The sequence below is a fragment of the Streptomyces sclerotialus genome (assembly GCF_040907265.1).
Classification (GTDB): Bacteria; Actinomycetota; Actinomycetes; order Streptomycetales; family Streptomycetaceae; genus Streptomyces; species Streptomyces sclerotialus.
In genome coordinates, this window is record NZ_JBFOHP010000002.1 from 7,248,617 (window position 1) to 7,267,335 (window position 18,719).

General features: G+C 71.7%; 15 protein-coding genes. 8 read left to right on the forward strand and 7 right to left on the reverse strand.

The window, feature by feature from the left end:
- Positions 1-56: 56 nt before the first annotated feature.
- On the reverse strand, positions 57-368 hold the full coding sequence (locus AAC944_RS31910; protein WP_030612115.1) for a hypothetical protein: 312 nt from the start codon (positions 366-368) through the stop codon (positions 57-59).
- Positions 369-464: 96 nt separating this feature from the next.
- On the opposite strand from AAC944_RS31910, the gene AAC944_RS31915 reads away from it, so the two are divergent.
- A complete protein-coding gene (locus tag AAC944_RS31915; RefSeq protein WP_196942909.1) occupies positions 465-1,358 on the forward strand; it encodes an oxygenase MpaB family protein in 894 nt (297 codons plus the stop codon).
- A 47-nt stretch (positions 1,359-1,405) separates the two neighbouring features.
- Here the strand turns inward: AAC944_RS31915 and AAC944_RS31920 are convergent, their stop codons facing one another.
- Entirely contained in the window at positions 1,406-2,065 is a 660-nt protein-coding gene (locus AAC944_RS31920) for a class I SAM-dependent methyltransferase (protein WP_078888448.1), read from the reverse strand.
- A 577-nt stretch (positions 2,066-2,642) separates the two neighbouring features.
- On the opposite strand from AAC944_RS31920, the gene AAC944_RS31925 reads away from it, so the two are divergent.
- The 3 genes from AAC944_RS31925 to AAC944_RS31935 all read left to right on the forward strand — a co-directional run bounded on the left by AAC944_RS31925 (position 2,643) and on the right by AAC944_RS31935 (position 5,784).
- Positions 2,643-4,523: a sensor histidine kinase gene (locus AAC944_RS31925; protein WP_051871597.1), complete on the forward strand. Its 1,881-nt coding sequence runs from the start codon at positions 2,643-2,645 to the stop codon at positions 4,521-4,523.
- Positions 4,523-4,945 (forward strand): roadblock/LC7 domain-containing protein, encoded by a 423-nt coding sequence (locus AAC944_RS31930; RefSeq protein ID WP_037771843.1) that lies wholly within the window; start codon positions 4,523-4,525, stop codon positions 4,943-4,945. The genes AAC944_RS31925 and AAC944_RS31930 overlap by 1 nt, the downstream gene beginning before the upstream one ends.
- A 221-nt stretch (positions 4,946-5,166) precedes the next feature.
- Positions 5,167-5,784, forward strand: a complete 618-nt coding sequence (locus tag AAC944_RS31935; protein ID WP_030612102.1) for a GTP-binding protein — start codon at positions 5,167-5,169, stop codon at positions 5,782-5,784.
- A 23-nt stretch (positions 5,785-5,807) separates the two neighbouring features.
- Here the strand turns inward: AAC944_RS31935 and AAC944_RS31940 are convergent, their stop codons facing one another.
- Positions 5,808-6,236: a PPOX class F420-dependent oxidoreductase gene (locus AAC944_RS31940; protein WP_030612099.1), complete on the reverse strand. Its 429-nt coding sequence runs from the start codon at positions 6,234-6,236 to the stop codon at positions 5,808-5,810.
- A gap of 164 nt (positions 6,237-6,400) precedes the next feature.
- Here AAC944_RS31940 and AAC944_RS31945 point away from each other — a divergent pair, with 164 nt between their 5' ends.
- Both AAC944_RS31945 and AAC944_RS31950 read left to right on the forward strand, forming a co-directional pair.
- Positions 6,401-6,808 carry a roadblock/LC7 domain-containing protein gene (locus tag AAC944_RS31945; RefSeq protein ID WP_030612097.1) on the forward strand — a complete coding sequence of 136 codons (408 nt, stop codon included), beginning with the start codon at positions 6,401-6,403 and terminating at the stop codon, positions 6,806-6,808.
- 80 nt (positions 6,809-6,888) lie between these two features.
- Positions 6,889-8,058, forward strand: coding sequence for a DUF6397 family protein (locus tag AAC944_RS31950; protein ID WP_063759909.1), 1,170 nt, complete (start codon positions 6,889-6,891; stop codon positions 8,056-8,058).
- Here the strand turns inward: AAC944_RS31950 and AAC944_RS31955 are convergent.
- Positions 7,989-8,858, reverse strand: a complete 870-nt coding sequence (locus AAC944_RS31955) for an acyl-CoA thioesterase (protein ID WP_030612090.1) — start codon at positions 8,856-8,858, stop codon at positions 7,989-7,991. The genes AAC944_RS31950 and AAC944_RS31955 overlap by 70 nt on opposite strands.
- Before the next feature lie 124 nt (positions 8,859-8,982).
- Positions 8,983-11,496, reverse strand: coding sequence for a DEAD/DEAH box helicase (locus AAC944_RS31960; RefSeq protein WP_030612088.1), 2,514 nt, complete (start codon positions 11,494-11,496; stop codon positions 8,983-8,985).
- Positions 11,497-11,671: 175 nt separating this feature from the next.
- Between AAC944_RS31960 and AAC944_RS31965 the strand changes: the two genes are divergently transcribed.
- Positions 11,672-12,463: a metal-dependent hydrolase gene (locus tag AAC944_RS31965; RefSeq protein WP_030612086.1), complete on the forward strand. Its 792-nt coding sequence runs from the start codon at positions 11,672-11,674 to the stop codon at positions 12,461-12,463.
- Between the two features lie 698 nt (positions 12,464-13,161).
- Here the strand turns inward: AAC944_RS31965 and AAC944_RS31970 are convergent.
- Complete coding sequence (locus tag AAC944_RS31970; protein ID WP_030612083.1) at positions 13,162-14,943, reverse strand: ABC transporter ATP-binding protein; 1,782 nt, start codon at positions 14,941-14,943, stop codon at positions 13,162-13,164.
- A complete protein-coding gene (locus tag AAC944_RS31975; protein WP_368396597.1) occupies positions 14,940-17,372 on the reverse strand; it encodes an ABC transporter transmembrane domain-containing protein in 2,433 nt (810 codons plus the stop codon). The genes AAC944_RS31970 and AAC944_RS31975 overlap by 4 nt, the downstream gene beginning before the upstream one ends.
- Before the next feature lie 402 nt (positions 17,373-17,774).
- Between AAC944_RS31975 and AAC944_RS31980 the strand changes: the two genes are divergently transcribed.
- Positions 17,775-18,560, forward strand: coding sequence for a hypothetical protein (locus AAC944_RS31980; protein WP_030612077.1), 786 nt, complete (start codon positions 17,775-17,777; stop codon positions 18,558-18,560).
- Positions 18,561-18,719 lie beyond the last annotated feature (159 nt).

The window sequence follows — 18,719 nt, forward strand, 5'->3', positions numbered from 1 at the left end:
GGCCGGACAGGCGGTTGTCACGGCCTGGACGCCCGCTTCCGACCGATCCGCGCGGCTCAGGCGGCCGGCAGGCTGAGCAAGTCCCTGGCCACCTCCTGAGGTGACTGGCGGCGCTCGCGCGCGAGCGCGATCAGCGCCCGGCAGGCCAGCTCGTTGATCCCGAAGGCGAGCGCTTCCGGGGACACCCAGCCCGCGGCCTCGGCGCCCCGCTCCTCGTCCCCCTCGGCACACGCCGCCACGTGCGTGGCCGCCGCGTCGAAGAGGTTGTGCGGACCCTTCCTGGCCGGTGCCCGCTCCGCACGCGGCCGCCTCGGTCCGAACATGTCCTGGGTGAGACGGGTCCGGAGTCTGCGAAGGAGGTCGGTCATCATTCCCCCATGCCGGTAGGGAAGCTTGTCAGGCCTTCCAAGTCTCCCCTGTACACGTAGTGTTGGACCTTCGGCGACGAAAGGGACGGTGTTCTGGTGGGGCGTTACGACCTGCTCAAGGAGATCCAGCGGCTGGACCCCGAAAAGGACTACCTGCGGATCTTCCGCATCACTGTGACGCACGAGTTCCCATGGGACGTCACCAGAGCGCTTGAACTCGCCCTCTACCGTACGTATGCGGTGCCCAGCATCGGCCGTCTGCTCGATGAGACGGCCGAGCTGACCGAACGTACGCAGAAGCGCTACGACGACACCGCTCTCCTACTGGACTCCGTGGTCGAGCACGGCTTCGATACGGAGGACGGCCGCACGGCCATCCGGCGCATCAATCAGATGCACCGGAGCTACGACATCAGCAACGACGACATGCGCTATGTGCTGTGCACGTTCGTGGTCGTCCCGAAGCGCTGGATCGACCAGTACGGGTGGCGGCGGCTCAGCGAGCACGAGAAGCGCGCGATGGCGGCGTACTACCGGAAGCTCGGCGAGCACATGGGGATCAGCGAGCTGCCCCGGACCTACCATGAGTTCGAACGCTTCCTGGACGACTACGAACACGAGCACTTCGGCTGGGACGAGGGCGGCAGACGCGTCTCGGACGCGTCGCTCGACCTGATGGCCGGGTGGTACGGCCCGCTCGCCCCCGTGGTGCGCGCCGCCAGCCTGGCGCTCCTGGACGACGCCCTGCTGGACGCCTTCCGTTACGAGCGGCCCCGTCCGGCTGTCCAGGCCGCCGTACGCGGCGCCCTGCGGCTGCGGGCCAAGGCCGTCCGTCTGCTGCCGCCGCGCCGCGTCCCGCACTACGCCCGGCAGAACCCGGAGATCAAGGGCTACCCGAACGGTTACCGCATCGCCGAACTCGGCACCTTCCCCAAGAGCCGGCAGCGCGGCTGCCCGGTGTCGCACGCCGACGGTGCAGCGAAGCCCTGAGCCGCCTCCTCCCGTCTCCCGGAGGCACGGTCGCTCCCTCCTGGTGGTCAGCCCTGGCGTACGGCCAGCGCCAGATAGCGCGTGTCCTCGTCCACGTACCGGATCAGGTCCCAGCCGCTGCCGGCCAGCAAGGGCCGGAGGTTCGGCTCCGCCCGTAGGTCGTCCGGCGTGAGCGGGCGTCCCTTACGGGCGGCGAGGGCGGCGCGGCCCACCGGGTGGAAGAGTGCCAGCCGCCCTCCGGGCCGGACCGCCCTGGCCAGTTCGGCGAGGTCGCGCGACGGGGCGGCCAGATGCGAGATCAGCCCGGCGGCGAAGACCGCGTCCAGTGCTCCGTCCCGCACCGGCAGCGCGGAGACGTCCGCGAGCATCAGGGCCGCCTCGGCGTCTCGCCCGGCCCGTACGGCCGCGTCCAGCATCTCCGGCGTCAGATCGGCCCCGAGCACCGCTCCGGACGGCCCCACGGCGGCACGCAGCGCGGGCAGCGCCCGACCGGTCCCGCAGCCGGCGTCCAGCACGCGGTCGCCCGCACGCAGGCCGAGCTCCGCGACGCCCGCTGCGTACGCCGGCCCGTCGTCGGGAAAACGGGCGTCCCAGTCCCGCGCCCGCTGCCCGAAGAACTCCCGTACGTCGTGCGAGCGGTGGCCGGGACGGTCGCGGTCACCGGTTCCGCTGTCGGCCTGGGTGCTGCTGTCGCTGCATTCGTTCATGGTGACGACATGATCCCCCATCGGTCGCGCCGCGTCGCGCCCCGGAGCCCACAACGACCGGAACACCCGTACGGTGCACATGTTCGAGCAAGGGGCGATCGGGCGCTGGCACCGGGCCGCCAAATGGCAGCACTTCCGGACTGTGCGCCCGGTGCGTCGCCGCGGCGGGGCTAGCGTCCCTGAGCCATGGGACACCTGGACCGTGCCGCCTTCGGACGGCTCCCACGCGGTCGCGCAGCACGCGCGGAACGGAGCGGTCGCACCCTCCGCCCCCGTACGGTCCGCGGCCGCATCGCTTGCCTGCTCGCGGTCCCCTCCGTGGCTCTGCTCCTGCTTGTGGCCTCCGTGACCGCCGGGGCCTTGCAGGACGCGGCGACAGCACACCAGCAGCTGCGCATCGATGACGAGGTGCGCGCGCCCGTGTACGCGGTGGCGCAAGCCCTCCAGGAGGAACGCCGGGCCGCCGTCGCCTACCTGGCGGCCCCCACCCGGGCCCGCGAGGACACCTTCGAGAAGCGCGCCGGGAAGACGGCGAAGGCCGCCCGTCCGGCTGCGGCCCGACGGCCGGCACACGATCGTGAGGACCGCCGGACTCCCGGACCGCACGGCGGACCACCTGACGGCCCTCGACACCGGGCTCGACGCCCTGACGAAGCAGCGCCGGCTGACGAGGGAGCGTTCCCTCACCTGGCCGCAGGCCTACGAGCGCTACACGGCGGCCATCGCCTCGGCCTTCACCGCCGACGCGTCGCTGGGCGGTGCGGCGGACACGCGGCGGGCCGCGCAACTGGGCCGTACCCGTGAACTCCTCGCCCAGGAGGACGCAGTCCTGACCGCTGCGGACCTCACCGGAACACTCGACAAGGACCGGCAGCGATCGTTCACGGGCACGGCCGCGGCACGGCACCTCATGGAACGCCTCGCCACCGAGGACCTGCCCGGGAGCGCGGGCTCGGCATGGCGCACGGTCACCACCGGGCGGGCGTACGCCGAAGTGCGCGCTATGGAGGGCGCGGTGAGTACCGCCGCCCCCGGGCGCGGCGCGGCACAGGCGGCACCGGGCGCCCGCTGGCGGCCCTCCTACGAGGCCTTGCGGCGCGGCCTGCGGGACGTCGAGTACGAGGCGGCCACGGGCACCACACCGCCTCACGTGTACCGAGTTCCGCTCCTCACGGGAGCGGCCATCAGTCTCGGACTCGTCGCGCTGGTCCTCTCCCTGGCCGTCGCCGCACGGAGCAGCCGTCGCCTGAGCAGGGAGCTCACCGAGCTGCGTGACAGCGCGCTCGACATCGCCCGGCACGGACTCCCCGAGGCACTGCGCGCACCCCACACGGAGCATCCGGCCGAAACTCCCGCCGGGACCGACACCGAATTCCGGAGTCCCTCCACCGACGAGATCTCCCAGGTCCGCGCGGCGCTGGGAAGCGTGCACCGGGCAGCGCTGGACGCGGCCGTCGAGCGAGCCGAACTGGCCGACGGCATCAACGGGGTCTCCGTGAACCTCGCCCGCCGCGGCCAGGTCCTCCTCCACCGCCAGCTGGCCCTCCTGGACAGCATGGAACGCCGCTCGCAGGACCCGGCCGAACTGGGCGACCTCTTCCGGCTCGACCACCTCACCACCCGTATGCGGCGCTACGCGGAGAGCCTGCTCATCCTGTCCGGCGCGGCCCCCGGACGGGCCTGGCGGTCTCCGGTGCCGCTCACGGATGTGGTGCGCGCCGCGGTGTCGGAGATCGAGGACTACGCGCGCATCGAGGTGCGGCGCCTGCCCGCCGGCGCGATACCGGGTGGCGCAGTCGCCGACCTCACCCACTTGCTGGCCGAGCTCATCGAGAACGCCGCGCAGTTCTCGCCCCCGCACACCAAAGTGCGGGTGCACGGCGAACAGGTCGGCACCGGCCACGTACTGGAGATCGAGGACCGTGGTCTCGGCATGGAGGAGGAGACGCTGGAGGAAGCCAACCGGTGCGTCGGCCAGGCCGCGGCGCTCACCCCGGCCGACAGCGACCGACTGGGGCTCTTCGTGGTGAGCCGGCTGGCGGCCCGGCACGACGTACGTGTCGTGCTGCGCCCCTCGGTGTACGGCGGCACGACGGCGGTCGTGCTGCTGCCGAACGCCCTCGTCCACGAAGTCGAGGTCCCGGTACGGAAGACGCCCGAACCGCCCCCGGTCCTCGACGCCCCGCTGGAACGCGTACGGGCACACGCCGGGCGTCGGGGAGATCGCGCACTGGAGCCGCCGCTGCACGCCGCCGCTGCGGACCCGCCCGACGTCCCGGACGGGCTCCCGCGCCGCATTCGGCAGCGCAGTCTGGCCGTGCAACTGCGCCGGCCGCGCCCTGAAGCGACGGACGCACCGTCCGAGGAGGAGCCCGGGCTCTCCCCGGAGCAGGCGCGTACCCGTATGACCGCCTACCGCCACGGGTGGGCCCGCGGCTCCATGGAGGGAGAGCCCTGATGCACGAGGAACGAGCGAGCCGCACACCGCCGGACCCCTGGCACCGCCTCAGTGGGCTGCTGGATGACCTGGCAGCCCGGGTCCCGGACGTCCGGCACGCCGTGGTGCTCGACGGCGACGGCCTGGTCGTCGGGGCATCCGGCGCCCTTCTGCGCGAGGACGCCGATCATCTGGCGGCCGTGGCCTCCGGGTTCCACAGTCTGGCCAGGGGCACGGGACGGCATTTCTCCTCCGGAGGGCTGCGCCGGACGATGGTGGAGATGGAGGACGGCTTCCTGTTCGTCGCCGCGACACGGGACGGCTCCTGTCTGGCGGTGCTCAGCTCATCGGAGGCCGACATCGGGCTGGTCGCCTACGAGATGGCGCGGCTCGTCCGACGCATCGGCGAGCATCTGCGTACCGTGCCGCGCTCCGCCACCTGAGTGCGGTCCCGCAGCGACGCGCGACCGTGATCCAGTTCACCGAATCACCCCGCGCCGTGGCGGATGAGGAGCTACGGTCCTGCCGAGCACCGCACCTCGGCCCACCGGACCGCCCCACCGAGGCCGGCCGCCCCGGCGTACTCAGGGCCCGGCAACCGAATGCGAGCACCTCACCTGCGCGCCCACCTGACGCGCCCATCGCTTCCTGGAGGACAGTACCGATGGATTCCGTGGACCCCGCGCACCTCGGAACGGCGCAGGACGAGCCCGACATGGCCTTGAAGATCCTCATAGCGGGCGGCTTCGGAGCCGGCAAGACGACGCTGGTCGGAGCGGTCAGCGAGATCCGCCCGCTGCGTACGGAGGAGGACCTCAGCGAACTGGGGAAGACGGTCGACGACACCTGCGGTGTCGACCGCAAAGCCACCACCACGGTGGCGATGGACTTCGGCCGGATCACCATCAGAGCGGGACTGTCGCTGTACCTCTTCGGAACACCGGGGCAGGACCGCTTCTGGTTCCTGTGGGACGACCTCTCCGAAGGCGCGCTGGGCGCCGTCGTCCTCGCGGACACCCGAAGACTCGCGGACTGCTTCCCGGCGGTGGACTACTTCGAGAACCGCCGCGTGCCCTTCCTCGTGGCCGTCAACTGCTTTCCCGGAGCGAGCTCGTACGGCGCGGACGACGTGTCACGCGCGCTGGACCTGGACAGTGGCACGCCGGTGGTGCTGTGCGACGCGCGCGACCGCGATTCCGGGAAGGAAGTGCTGATCCGACTGGTCGAGCACGCGGGCCGGATGCACACGGCCCGCCTGCTCGACACGGTGAGCCGCCCGTAGGGCCCGTGCCCCTTGCCTCGGACTCAGTCGGCGATGTCCGCCAGGGCCACGGCCTTGTCGACGTGGACCCGCACCAGCAACTCGCCGGGCACGCCGTTACGCGCGCCGAACTGCTCGGCCAGCTCCTCGCCCATGTAACGCGCCGCGATACGTGTCGCCCACGCCCGTACCTCCGACAGTTCCTCGGTCACCAGCGCCCGCCCCTCGACCACCACGAAGTCGAAGGGCGGCCGGTCGTCGTCCACGCACAACGCCACCCGGCCGTCGCGGATCAGGTTCTGCCCCTTCACCGTCTCCTTGCCCGTGTTGAAGACCACGTCGTCACCGTCCAGCAGGAACCACACGGGGGCGACGTGCGGCCTCCCGTCGGCCCGCACGGTCGCCAGCTTGCCCGTGCGGGTGCCGGTGGAGAGGAACGCCTGCCACTCGTCCTTGGTCATCTTTCGTGCCATGGGCTCATCCTGCTGTATCCGGCGCCCGAGAGGCAGGAGGCCGCCCGCCGACGTGTCCGGGCTGCTTGCCGAGACGGCAGAGGTGAGCGAGGCTGGCACAGCGGTGTGCGGCAGATGGTGCCGCAGACCAGTAGACAGCACGGTGTTACGGGGAGGAAGCGGGAATGGCACTGAGCAGTGGACTGGACTGGCTGCTGGACGACCTGACACGACGCGTCGAACAGGTGCGGCACGCCCTCGTGCTGTCCAACGACGGCCTGGTCACCGGGGCGAGCGAGGGGCTGGTGCGGGAGGACGCCGAGCACCTGGCCGCGGTCGCCTCCGGGCTGCACAGCCTTGCCAAGGGCTCGGGGCAGCAGTTCCGGGCGGGCCGGGTACGGCAGACCATGGTCGAATTCGACGACGCGGTGCTGTTCGTGACGGCGGCGGGGGACGGCAGCTGTCTGTGCGTGCTGGCTGAAGCCGATTCCGACCTGGGACAGATCGCGTACGAGATGACTTTGTTGGTGAACCGGGTCGGGGAACACCTCGGCGTCGCGGCGCGGCAGCCGGAGAGTTATCCACAGGTCTGAGGCGGGGGTTGACCCGCTGTCACACTCCGCGACTACAGTCGTAACTGTCAGTGAATGGACTGTAGCGGGGGAGAAGCGACATGACCGCGATGTACGAGGGCTCGGAAACGCTCGCGATGGGGCGGGCGGCCCGGGAACTAGGTCTCAAAACAGGTGAGTTCGAGCTCGCCGTGCAGCTCGACGAGGTGAGTACGGTCCCGCCGGGGCCGGGCGACGTGTCCGGCCGACGGCGGGTGCCGGCATCCGAGATCGCGCGCCTGCGGGAGGAAAAGGGGTTTCCCGACACGCTGCGCGAGCGGATCCGCGTCGTCGGCGCGACGGAAGCCGCCGAGCTGATGGGCATCGCTCCCGGCAGGTTCCTGCGGCTGGCCCGGGCGGGATGCTTCGGCCCTGTCCGCTTTTATGTGAACCGCTACGGCGCGATCGTCTGGCAGTACCTGGCAGCGGAGCTGGAGGCCTTCGCGGGCAAGGAATGCGGCCTGGTCCACGGCCCCACGCCACCGCCGATGCGGGCGATGCTGACCCGCGGCCACGACTGGCGGGGCAGGCTGTGGCGGAGCCGGCGAGTGGCGCACCTGGTGACGGAGGCGGACGGCGCCTGGGCGGTCTCCGCCGTGATCGCCGCCGTGCTGCCGCCGGAGGAGCTGGCCTCGCTGGTACGCGATCCGGCCGAGCGGGTCTGGCTGCGCAAGCTCAGGCCCTGTCTCTCCTCGGCCGGAGCGAACACCGCCCGTACCCGCGAAGCGGTCGAACGGGCCGAGACGGCGGAGGACTTCGACGAGGTGATGTGGTACCGCATCAGCCTGTCCCGGCAGCTGGTCGCCGCCCGTGAGGAGCACCCGGCCCCGACCCTGCGCCCCTCCGACGCAGCGATGCCTTTCGGCACGGCTGCACACGGCGGCGGATCGCCGACGTCGCCCGGGGGAGAAGCCGACGAACCCGAAGCCACCGCAGAAGCAGAAGCCGACGGTACCGATGCTGCCGATGGCGCACCGGCCCCCGTGTCCGTCTCGCCCCGCGCCCGGCTCATCCGCGCCCGCACAGGGGGCGCCACCGCGGCCGGCACCCGGTCAGGTGTCGCTCCGTCCGGCGCCCGTCCCAGGGCGGCCGGCCGCGTCCCTGCCCGGCACGGCGCGTTCCTGACCCGCCGTGTCCGCGGCTCCGCTGGCCGGGCGCGCCCTCAGTCACCCAGCTTGCGGAAGAGCCCTTCCTGGACCACGGATACGAGCAGTCTGCCCTCACGGTCGTAGATGCGGCCGCGGGCCAGACCACGGGCGCCCGTGGCGATGGGCGACTCCTGGTCGTAGAGGAACCACTCGTCGGCGCGGAACGGCCGGTGGAACCACATCGCGTGATCCAGGGACGCCATGTCGAACCCGCGCGGACCCCACAGCGGCTCGATCGGGATCCGCACGGCATCCAGCAGCGTCATGTCGCTGGCGTACGTCAGCGCGCAGGTGTGAACGAGCGGGTCGTCCCCCAGCGGCCCGACCGCCCGCATCCATACGGCACTGCGCGGCTCCGCACCCTCGATCTCCTCCGGCCGCCACCGCAGCCGGTCGACGTACCGGATGTCGAAGGGCTGGCGACGGGCCATGCGCTCCAGCGCCTCGGGCAGCCCGCCCAGGTGCTCGCGGACCTCTTCGGCGACTGTCGGCAGGTCCTCGGGGGCCGGCACCACACGGCCGATCGAAAGTTGATGCTCGAACCCCGGTTCGGGCTTGTGAAAGGAGGCGGTCAAATTGAAGATCGTGCGTCCCTGCTGGACGGCCACGACCCGGCGCGTGGTGAAGGAACGCCCGTCCCGCACCCGCTCGACCTGGTACACGATCGGCACCCCGGGCCGGCCCGGCCGCAGGAAGTACGCGTGCAGCGAGTGGACCGGGCGGTCGCCTTCCGTGGTCCGCCCGGCGGCCACGAGCGCCTGCCCGGCGACCTGCCCGCCGAAGACGCGCTGGAGGGATTCCTGGGGACTGCGGCCGCGGAAGATGTTCACCTCGATCTGTTCCAGATCGAGCAGGTCCACCAGCTTTTCCGCCGGATTGGTCATCTACGGGTGTCCTTCGTCGGTGTCGGAGAGCGGTCGGAGCAGAGGCCCCCGGTCGGGATGGTGCGGGACCCGGCCGCCGGTCCTGGGCGAACGCCCACGGCCGGGGCCGGGCAGGTACACATGGTCAGAGCTGCCCCACCGAGGTGACCCGCACGACCGCGCGCCCCTCCTCGTCCGAGGCGGCGAGGTCCACCTCGGCGGAGATGCCCCAGTCATGGTCGCCGTTCGGGTCGGCGAAGGTCTGGCGCACCCGCCACAGGCCGTGCTCCGGGTCCTCCTCGATCTGCAGGAGCTTGGGACCACGAGCGTCCGGGCCGGTGCCCAGGTCCTCGTACTCGTCCCAGTAGGCGTCCATCGCGTCCGCCCAGGCGTCCTCGTCCCACCCGGAGTCGGCGTCCAGCTCGCCCAGCTCCTCGACCTTGTCCAGCGCCGCCAGTTCCACCCGCCGGAACATCGCGTTGCGGACGAGCACCCGGAAGGCCCGGACGTTCGTGGTGACGGGCTTGACCTCGTCCGCGTGCTCCATGGCCTCCTCGGCCGTCTCCTCCTCCGGGTTGGCGAGCTGTTCCCACTCGTCCAGGAGGCTGGAGTCGACCTGGCGGACCATCTCGCCGAGCCAGGCGATGATGTCCTCGAAGTCCTCGGACTTCAGGTCGTCGGGCACGGTGTGGTCCAGTGCCTTGTACGCGCTCGCGAGGTAGCGCAGCACGATGCCCTCGGTGCGGGCCAGCTCGTAGAAGGAGACGAACTCCGAGAAGGTCATGGCCCGCTCGTACATGTCGCGGATGACCGACTTCGGCGACAGCGGATGGTCGCCGACCCAGGGATGGCTGCGGCGGTAGAGACCGTAGGCGTGGGAGAGCAGCTCTTCCAGCGGCTTGGGGTACTCGACGTCCATGAGGCGCTCCATGCGGTCCTCGTACTCGACGCCGTCGGCCTTCATCTGGGCGACCGCCTCGCCCTTGGCCTTGTTCTGCTGCGCGGCCAGGATCTGCCGCGGGTCGTCCAGGGTGGACTCCACGACCGAGACCATGTCCAGCGCGTAGGAGGGCGACTCGGGATCGAGCAGGTCGAAGGCGGCCAGCGCGAAGGTGGACAGCGGCTGGTTCAGTGCGAAGTCCTGCTGCAGGTCGACGGTGAGCCGCACGATGCGGCCCTCGGCATCCGGCTCGTCCAGGCGCTCCACGATCCCGCCGTCCAGCAGCGAACGGTAGATGGCGATGGCCCGCCGGATGTGCCGCAACTGGTTCTTGCGCGACTCGTGGTTGTCCTCCAGCAGCCGGCGCATGGCCTCGAAGGCGTTGCCGGGCCGGGCGATCACCGAGAGCAGCATCGCGTGGGTGACGCGGAAGCGGGAGGTCAGCGGCTCCGGCTCGGAGGCGATCAGCTTCTCGAAGGTGTTCTGACCCCAGTTGACGAAGCCCTCGGGAGCCTTCTTCCGGACGACCTTCCGGCGCTTCTTCGGGTCGTCTCCCGCCTTCGCGAGCGCCTTCTCGTTCTCGATGACGTGCTCGGGCGCCTGGGCGACCACGAAGCCTGCGGTGTCGAAGCCGGCCCGCCCGGCCCGCCCCGCGATCTGGTGGAACTCCCGCGCCCGCAGGGTGCGCACCCGGTTCCCGTCGTACTTCGTCAGCGCGGTGAAGAGGACGGTACGGATCGGCACGTTGACGCCCACGCCGAGGGTGTCCGTTCCGCAGATCACCTTCAGCAGGCCGGCCTGGGCGAGCTTCTCCACGAGCCGCCGGTACTTCGGGAGCATGCCGGCGTGGTGCACGCCGATCCCGTGGCGTACGTGCCGCGAGAGGTTCTGCCCGAATTTGGTGGTGAAGCGGAAATTGCCGATCAGCTTGGCGATCTCGTCCTTCTCGGCCCGAGTGCACATGTTGATGCTCATCAGGGCCTGTGCCCGTTCCACGGCCGCGGCCTGCGTGAAGTGCACGATGTAGACCGGCGCCTGGTGCGTCTCCAGCAGCTCGGTCAGCGTCTCCGTCATCGGGGTCGTGCGGTACTCGTACGACAGCGGCACGGGGCGCGTCGCGGACCGGACGACCGAGGTCGGCTTGCCGGTGCGCCGCGTCAGGTCCTTCTCGAACATCGCGACGTCACCGAGCGTCGCCGACATCAGGATGAACTGCGCCTGCGGCAGTTCCAGCAGCGGGATCTGCCAGGCCCAGCCGCGGTCCGGCTCGGCGTAGAAGTGGAACTCGTCCATGACGACCTGGCCGATGTCGGCGTCCTTGCCGTCGCGGAGCGCGATCGAGGCGAGCACCTCGGCGGTGCAGCAGATGACCGGGGCGTCGGCGTTCACGGAGGCGTCGCCGGTGAGCATGCCGACGTTCTCGGTGCCGAAGAGCTTGCACAGGTCGAAGAACTTCTCCGACACCAGCGCCTTGATGGGGGCGGTGTAGAAGGTGACCTGGTCGTTGGCCAGGGCGGTGAAGTGCGCGCCCGCCGCGACCAGGCTCTTGCCGGAGCCGGTGGGGGTGGACAGGATGACGTTCGCCCCCGAGACCACCTCGATCAGTGCCTCCTCCTGGGCAGGGTAGAGCGAGATGCCCTGCTCTTCGGCCCAGGTCGAAAAGGCTTCGAAGAGGGCATCGGGGTCGGCGTCGTTCGGCAGATGATCGATGAGGGTCACGCCCCCATACTGCCTTCCTTCACCCCGGAAGCGGGAACCGGCGGGTCCTACGGTGATCATCGGACGCTACGCTGTGTCGCCGACCACGCGTCACCTCCGCGGCAACGAGCGCCATCGGCGCGGCAGCGGACGTCAGCGGCGCGAGAACGAAGACGACAAAGGGTGGGGAACAACCATGATGGGACCGGCGCACTCGCTGTCCGGGGCCGCGGCCTGGCTGGGGGTGGGCGCGGCGGCCGGCGCCGCGGGCCATCCGATGCCCTGGCCGGTGGTCGTCGTCGGGGCGCTGATCTGCGCCGGTGCGGCCCTCGCTCCGGACCTGGACCACAAGGCGGCCACGATCTCGCGTGCCTTCGGGCCGCTGTCCCGGGGCCTGTGCGAGGTCGTCGACAACATCTCGCACGCCGTCTACAAGGCCACTCGGATGAAGGGCGACGCACGCCGGTCCGGTGGTCACCGCACCTTGACGCACACGTGGGTGTGGGCGGTACTGGTGGGCGCGGGCATGGCCGTGCTGGCGATGCAGGGCGGCCGCTGGGCGGTGCTCGGCATCCTCTTCGTACACATGGTCCTCGCCATCGAGGGGCTGCTGTGGCGGCAGGCGCGGGTCTCCAGCGACGTGCTGGTCTGGCTGCTGGGCGCGGCAGCGGCGTGGATCCTCGCCGGGGTGCTGGACCAGCCGGGGAACGGCTCGCACTGGCTCTTCACCGCCCCGGACCAGGCGTACCTCTGGCTGGGGCTGCCGATCGTGCTGGGCGCGCTGGTGCACGACATCGGCGACGCGCTGACCGTCTCGGGCTGCCCGATACTGTGGCCGATCCCGATCGGCCGCAAGCGCTGGTACCCGGTCGGCCCGCCCAAGGGCATGCGGTTCCGTGCGGGCAGCTGGGTGGAGCTGAAGGTCCTGATGCCGGTCTTCACCCTCCTCGGCGGCATAGGCGGCCTCACGGCCCTCGGCTTCCTCTAGGGCACCGCCGCTCTCCAGGACCCAGGCTTCCGACAGGACCCCGGCTTCCAGGACCTTGGCCTTCCCCGGGGCCTCGGGCTCGACGGGCAGGCGGCCGGGACGAACGCGCCAGGGGGGTGCGCGGCCCGTGTACCGGTACGCCTCCGAGCGGGCTGTGGCCCCTCGCGACGGGTGGCTCCTCGTCCGCGCTGTGGTCGGCACCGGGCGCCGGAGCCGCGGAAGCCGTACCTCCCTCACGTGACAGCCCACGTCCCGGACGCGGTGCGTGCCCCGAGTACGGTGCGTGCCCCGAGTACGGGTCACATCCCGAGCGTGAGCCACATCCCGAGTACGGGTCACGTCCCGGGCGTGGGCCACACCCCGAGCGTGGGCCAGGCCGGGAGAGCCGACCGGGCCCCGAGCCCGGATCACACCCGGAGAACCTGCCAGGCTCAGGCTCCGGGCCGTACCCGGCGAGTTTCCCGGGCTCAGGCTCCGGGCCGTACCCGGCGGGCTTGTCAGGTCCAGGCTCCGGGGCGCAGCCCGCGAGCCGGACAGGCGCAGGGCCCGGGCCTGGGCTCGCTCCAGGTGTAGCGCCGAGGAGTCCGGATCCGGGAGTCGGCTCAGCTCTGGCCCCGGGGCGGTACCGGTTCGTCGTGTGGCCCGGGCCCCGGCGGCCGGTTCCGGGCCGCGGGGGCCCGGGGAGCCCGGGCGGAGGGTCAGGCGTGCCAGGAGCGCCAGAGGGCGGCGTAGGGACCGTTGGCGGAGACCAGCGCGTCGTGGCTGCCCAGCTCCGTGATGCGGCCGTCCTCGACCACGGCGATGACGTCCGCGTCGTGGGCGGTGTGCAGCCGGTGGGCGATGGCGACGACCGTGCGGCCGTCGAGGACCTTGCCGAGCGAGCGCTCCAGGTGACGGGCGGCTCGCGGGTCCAGGAGCGAGGTCGCCTCGTCCAGGACCAGCGTGTGCGGGTCCGCCAGGACGAGCCGGGCCAGCGCGATCTGCTGAGCCTGTGCCGGAGTCAGCGCGTACCCTCCCGAGCCGACCTCCGTGTCCAGGCCCTTCTCCAGCCCGTGCGCCCAGCCGTCCGCGTCGACCGCGGCCAGCGCCGCCCACAGTTCGGCGTCGTCCGCGCCCGTACGGGCCAGCAGGAGGTTGTCGCGCAGCGAGCCAACGAAGACGTGGTGTTCCTGGTTGACCAGCGCGACGTGGGCGCGTATCCGCTCCGCCGGCATCCGGGACAGTTCGGCGCCGCCGAGGGTGATCTCGCCCTTGCGGGGCGCGTAGATGCCGGCGAGGAGCCGGCCGAGCGTCGACTTGCCCGCGCCCGACGGGCCCACGAGTGCCACCCGGCTGCCCGGCCGTACGCGCAGCGAGACGTCGTGCAGGACGTCGACGTCGGGGCGGTAGCCGAAGCGGACGCCATCGGCGCGCACGTGCCGGCCGTCCGGCGTGACGCGTTCGTCCGCCGCCTCCGGCTCGATCTCCCGCACGCCGACGAGCCGCGCGATCGACACCTGCGCGACCTGCAGTTCGTCGTACCAGCGCAGAATCATGCCGATCGGTTCGATCATCATCTGGGAGAGCAGCGCCCCCGTGGTCAGCTGGCCGAGTGTCATCCAGCCCTGGAGGACGAAGAAGCCGCCGAGCATCAGGACGGCACCGAGGTTCAGGGTGTGGGTGCCGTTGATCACCGGGAAGAGGACCGAGCGGAGGTAGAGCGTGTACCGCTCCCACTGGGTCCACTCGCGGACACGTCGCTCCGACAGCCGGATGCGGCGGTCGCCGAGCCGGTGCGCCTCGATGGTCCGGCCCGCGTCCACCGTCTCGGTGAGCACGGCGGACACCGCGGCGTATCCGGCGGCCTCGGAACGATAAGCGCTCGGCGCCCGTTTGAAGTACCAGCGGCAGCCGACGATCAGCAGGGGCAGCGGGACGAGCACGGAGAGGGCGAGCGGCGGCGCGGTCAGGCCGAGCGCCCCGACCAGGAGCCCGATCCAGACCACGCCGATGGACAGCTGCGGCACGGCTTCGCGCATCGCGCTGGCCAGCCGGTCGATGTCCGTGGTGATCCGGGAGAGCAGGTCGCCGGTGCCCGCGCGTTCGAGGACGCCGGGCGGCAGTGCGACGGACCGGACGAGGAAGTCCTCGCGCAGGTCCGCCAGCATCCGCTCGCCGAGCATCGCGCCGCGCAGCCGGACCATCCGTACGAAGACGGTCTGGACGACCAGGGCGAGCGCGAACAGCCCGATGGTGCGCTCCAGGTGGAGGTCGTGCGCGCCGTCGGCGAGGTCTTCCACGAGGCCGCCGAGGAGATACGGGCCGGCTGTCGAGGCGATGACGGCGATGGCGTTGACGGTGACGAGGAGGATGAATGCCTTGCGGTGGCGGCGGATCAGCCCCGCGACGTAGCTGCGTACGGTCGCGGGGGAGCCGACGGGAAGGATGGTCGTCGTACGTGCGGCTTCCGGATCGTGCTCCGGCGGCGCCAGGCCGATCATGCCGTCTCCTCGATCGGGTCGGGCGCGCCCACCCGGGCGCGCGAGGGGGTGGAATCGCCCGTCTCCCGCAGGAGTTCTTCCGGGCCGCCATCGGGGCCGCCACCCGGGCCGCCGTCGGGGCTGCCCATCGGGCCACCCATCGGGCTGTCATTCGGGTCGCCACCCGGTCCGTCGTCCGGTCCGCTGTCAGGGCCGTCCTTCGGATGGCCGGGCACGGGCGGAACGTCCTGCGGTGCCGTGCGCGTGACGTCCCGCAGCGTGGGGCCGGCGGCCTGTTCCCGGGTGCGTTCCTCGTCGGTCTCGCGGGTGACGACCGCGTGGTAGGCCGGTGTGGTGCGGAGGAGTTCGCGGTGCGGGCCGACCGCGGTGACCTTTCCTTCGGGCAGGAAGACGACCTGGTCCGCGCGGTCCAGGACCAGCGGGCTGGAGGTGAGGACGACCGTGGTCCGGCCGTCGCGCAGCGCGCGCAGGCCGTCGGCGATCCGGGCCTCGGTGTGCGAGTCGACCGCGCTGGTCGGCTCGTCGAGCACCAGCACCTCCGGGTCGCAGACCAGCGACCGCGCCAGCGCGAGCCGCTGGCGCTGGCCCCCGGAGAGGGAGCGGCCGCGTTCGGTGACGCGGCTGCGCATCGGGTCGCCCGACCCGTCGGTGCCGGCCTGGGCGAGTGCGGCCAGTACGTCGTCGCACTGCGCGGCGGCCAGGGCCTGCTGTGCGGTGACGGCGCCGGAGGCCGGTACGTCGAAGAGTTCGTGCAGTGTTCCCGACAGCAGTACCGGGTCCTTGTCCTGGACCAGGACGGCTCGGCGGGCGGCGTCCCGCGGTACGTCGTCCAGGGCGGTGCCGCCCAGCTCGACGGACGGGAGGGCGCCGGATACGGCAGCGGGCGTGCCTCCTCCGCCGGCCACGGACCCGGTGGCCGGGGTCGTGGACGCGGTACTGGCGGCCGAAGCCGTCGATGCGGACTTGGTGCCCGAAGCCGTCGATGCGGAGTTGGCGGCCGAGGCCGTGGACACGGTACCGGCCGTCTGCCCCGGCGCGCCGGCCTTCTCGTTCTCCTCCGAAGCGCTCGCCGGATTGCGGCCGGCGCTCGCCAGGTGGTCGTCAGCGCTCGCCGAGAGGCCGCTGGTGCTCGCCGAGTGGTCGTCAGCGCTCGCCGAGTGGCCGCTGGTGCTCGCCGAGTGGTCGTCAGCGCTCGCCGAGTGGCCGCTGGTGCTCGTCGGGTGGTTGCCGGTGCTCGCCGGGTGGCCGCTGGTGCTCGTCGGGTGGTCGTCGGCGCTCGCCGGGTGGCCGCCCAGGCGTTCGGCGAGCAGGCCTGCCGCGTCCGGGTCGCCGCAGACCACCGCGGTGAAGCGGCCGGCCGGGGCCAGCAGGCCGGTGGCCGGGTCGTACAGGTCGCCGCTGAGCGGGGCGTGGTCCGTGACGCGGCCCTCGGACGGGCGGCTGAGCGCCAGGATGCGGGCGGTCCGTTTCGCGGACGGCCGGGAGAAGGAGTACGCCTGGGCGATCTCCTCGAAGTGCCGGAGGGGGAAGAGCAGGAAGGTGACCGCGCTGTACATCGTGACCAGCGCGCCGACCTCGATGTGGCCGTCCAGGGCCAGCCGGGCGCCGTACCAGACGACCACGATGAGCAGCAGACCCGGCAGCGCGACCTGGACGGCCGAGATCAGCGACCACATCCGGGCGCTGCGTACGGCGGCCTTGCGGACGTCCTGGGAAGCGGTGCGGTAGCGACCGAGGAACAGTTCCTCACCGCCGATTCCGCGCAGCACACGAAGGCCGGCGACGGTGTCGGAGGCCAGTTCCGTGGCATAGCCGGCCTTCTCGCGCTGTTCGTCGGCGCGGCGCGTGGCGCGCGGGAGCAGCGGCAGCACGGCGAGCGCCACCACGGGCACGCCGAGCGCGACCACGATGCCCAGCGTGGGCTGGTAGATCACCAGTGCCACGCACACGCCGACGGACGTGAGCGCGGCGGCCGCGAAGCGGGAGATGGCTTCGACGAACCATCCGATCTTCTCCAGGTCGCCGGTGCTGACCGCGACCACTTCGCCGGCCGCGACCCGCCGAGTGAGGGCCGAGCCCAGCTCCGCGGTCTTGCGGGCGAGCAGTTGCTGGATGCGGGCGACGGCGGTGATCCAGTTGGTGACGGCGGCGCGGTGCACCATCGTGTCGCCGACCGCGACCAGCACGCCCAGCAGCACCATCAGCCCGCCCGCGAGGGCGAGCCCGGTGCCGGAGCGGTCGACGACGGCCTGTACGGCGATGCCCACCGGCAGCGGGAAGGAGGCCACGGCGCCGGTGTGCACCAGGCCCCAGGCCATGGCTTTGAGCTGGCCGCCCAGTTGCCGGCGGTACAGCCAGACCAGGAAACGGCCGCCGGTACGGACGTCGGGGACACCCGGGTCGGGATGCGGTAGATCGCGAATCTGCATGACGTCCAAGCGTTTCGTCGGGAACGGAGGCCGGGTGGAGCTGCGGCCGGAGAGACGGGCCGGTGGCTCCACCTGGCGCGGCGGACGCAACGGATCAGGGCATGGCTGTGCCGCTTGCGTCTGCGACAGGAGCAGGGCAGAGCCATCGAAGGTTGGCGTGGAATGGCCGGGATTTTCAATCGTTTTTCTGGCGGAACGCGCGGATCGGGCCATGCTGTGCGGTCCGTGGCCCGGGGCGTGGGGGGCGGCCCTCCGTGGGGTTTCACCTCGACCGATCACGTGTCGCCGAGCGGTGCGACCATAGGACCCATGCGGAGTACACGTAAGACGGCCACCACGCAGGCGCGGACGCGGGAACAGCTGCGGACGCAGCAGCAGGCGCGGACGCGGACGGCGACGGGGATGCGGGCTGCCGCGCTGGCCGCCGCGGGGCTGGTCCTGGTCGCGGGCTGCGGCGGTTCGGGGGAGCAGGGCGAGAAGGCCGAAGGGCGTGCGGGACAGCCGAGCGCCTCGCCCAGCACGGGGCTGACGCGCATCCCGGATGTCGGAGAGCGGCTGCAGTCCCGGATCCCCGCTGATTCCCGGCAGGTGATAGCGGTCTACGGCGACGGCGAGGACGCCACCACCTCGACCGTCGTGCTCTACACGAGGGAGACGGGGGACGAGAAGAACTCTGCGGGCGAGGGCGGCAAGGACGGCAAGGGCGGCGAGGGCGGCAAGGGCGGCACGGCTGCCGGGGGCACCTGGAGCCGCGACCGGAGCTGGCAGGGGCACAACGGGAAGCGTGGCTGGACCCTGAACCACCATGAGGGGGACAAGCGCAGCCCGGTCGGGGTGTACTCGCTCTCCGACGCGGGCGGCGTGCTGCCCGATCCGGGCGCGAAGCTGCCGTACACCGCGTCCGCGGCCTTCACCCCGCCGTCGTACTGGGCGAAGAAGACCCGGCACGACTTCGACTACGTCATCGCCATCGACTACAACCGCGCCAAGGGTGTCTCGCCGCTGGACCCGACCCGCCCGGAGGGGCAGTCCAAGGGGGGCAGCATCTGGCTGCACATGGATCACGGGAGCGGTACATCCGGCTGCGTGAGCATCCCGAAGTCCGGCATGCGGTATCTGCTGCGTACGCTCGATCCCGCGCAGCACCCGGTCGTCGTCATGGGCGACAAGGCCCACCTGAAGGCCTGACGTACCTGGCACGGACCTGACACACATACGTGCTCGGAACCCGCTCCGGGACTCTCACAGCGTGGTGACGCAAACGTGTACCGGCGGTTGCTTGGAGCAAGCTCCAAGATTTTCTTCGATGTAACACCGGCCTCTTCTGTGGGGCATGAGGCTCGGCCA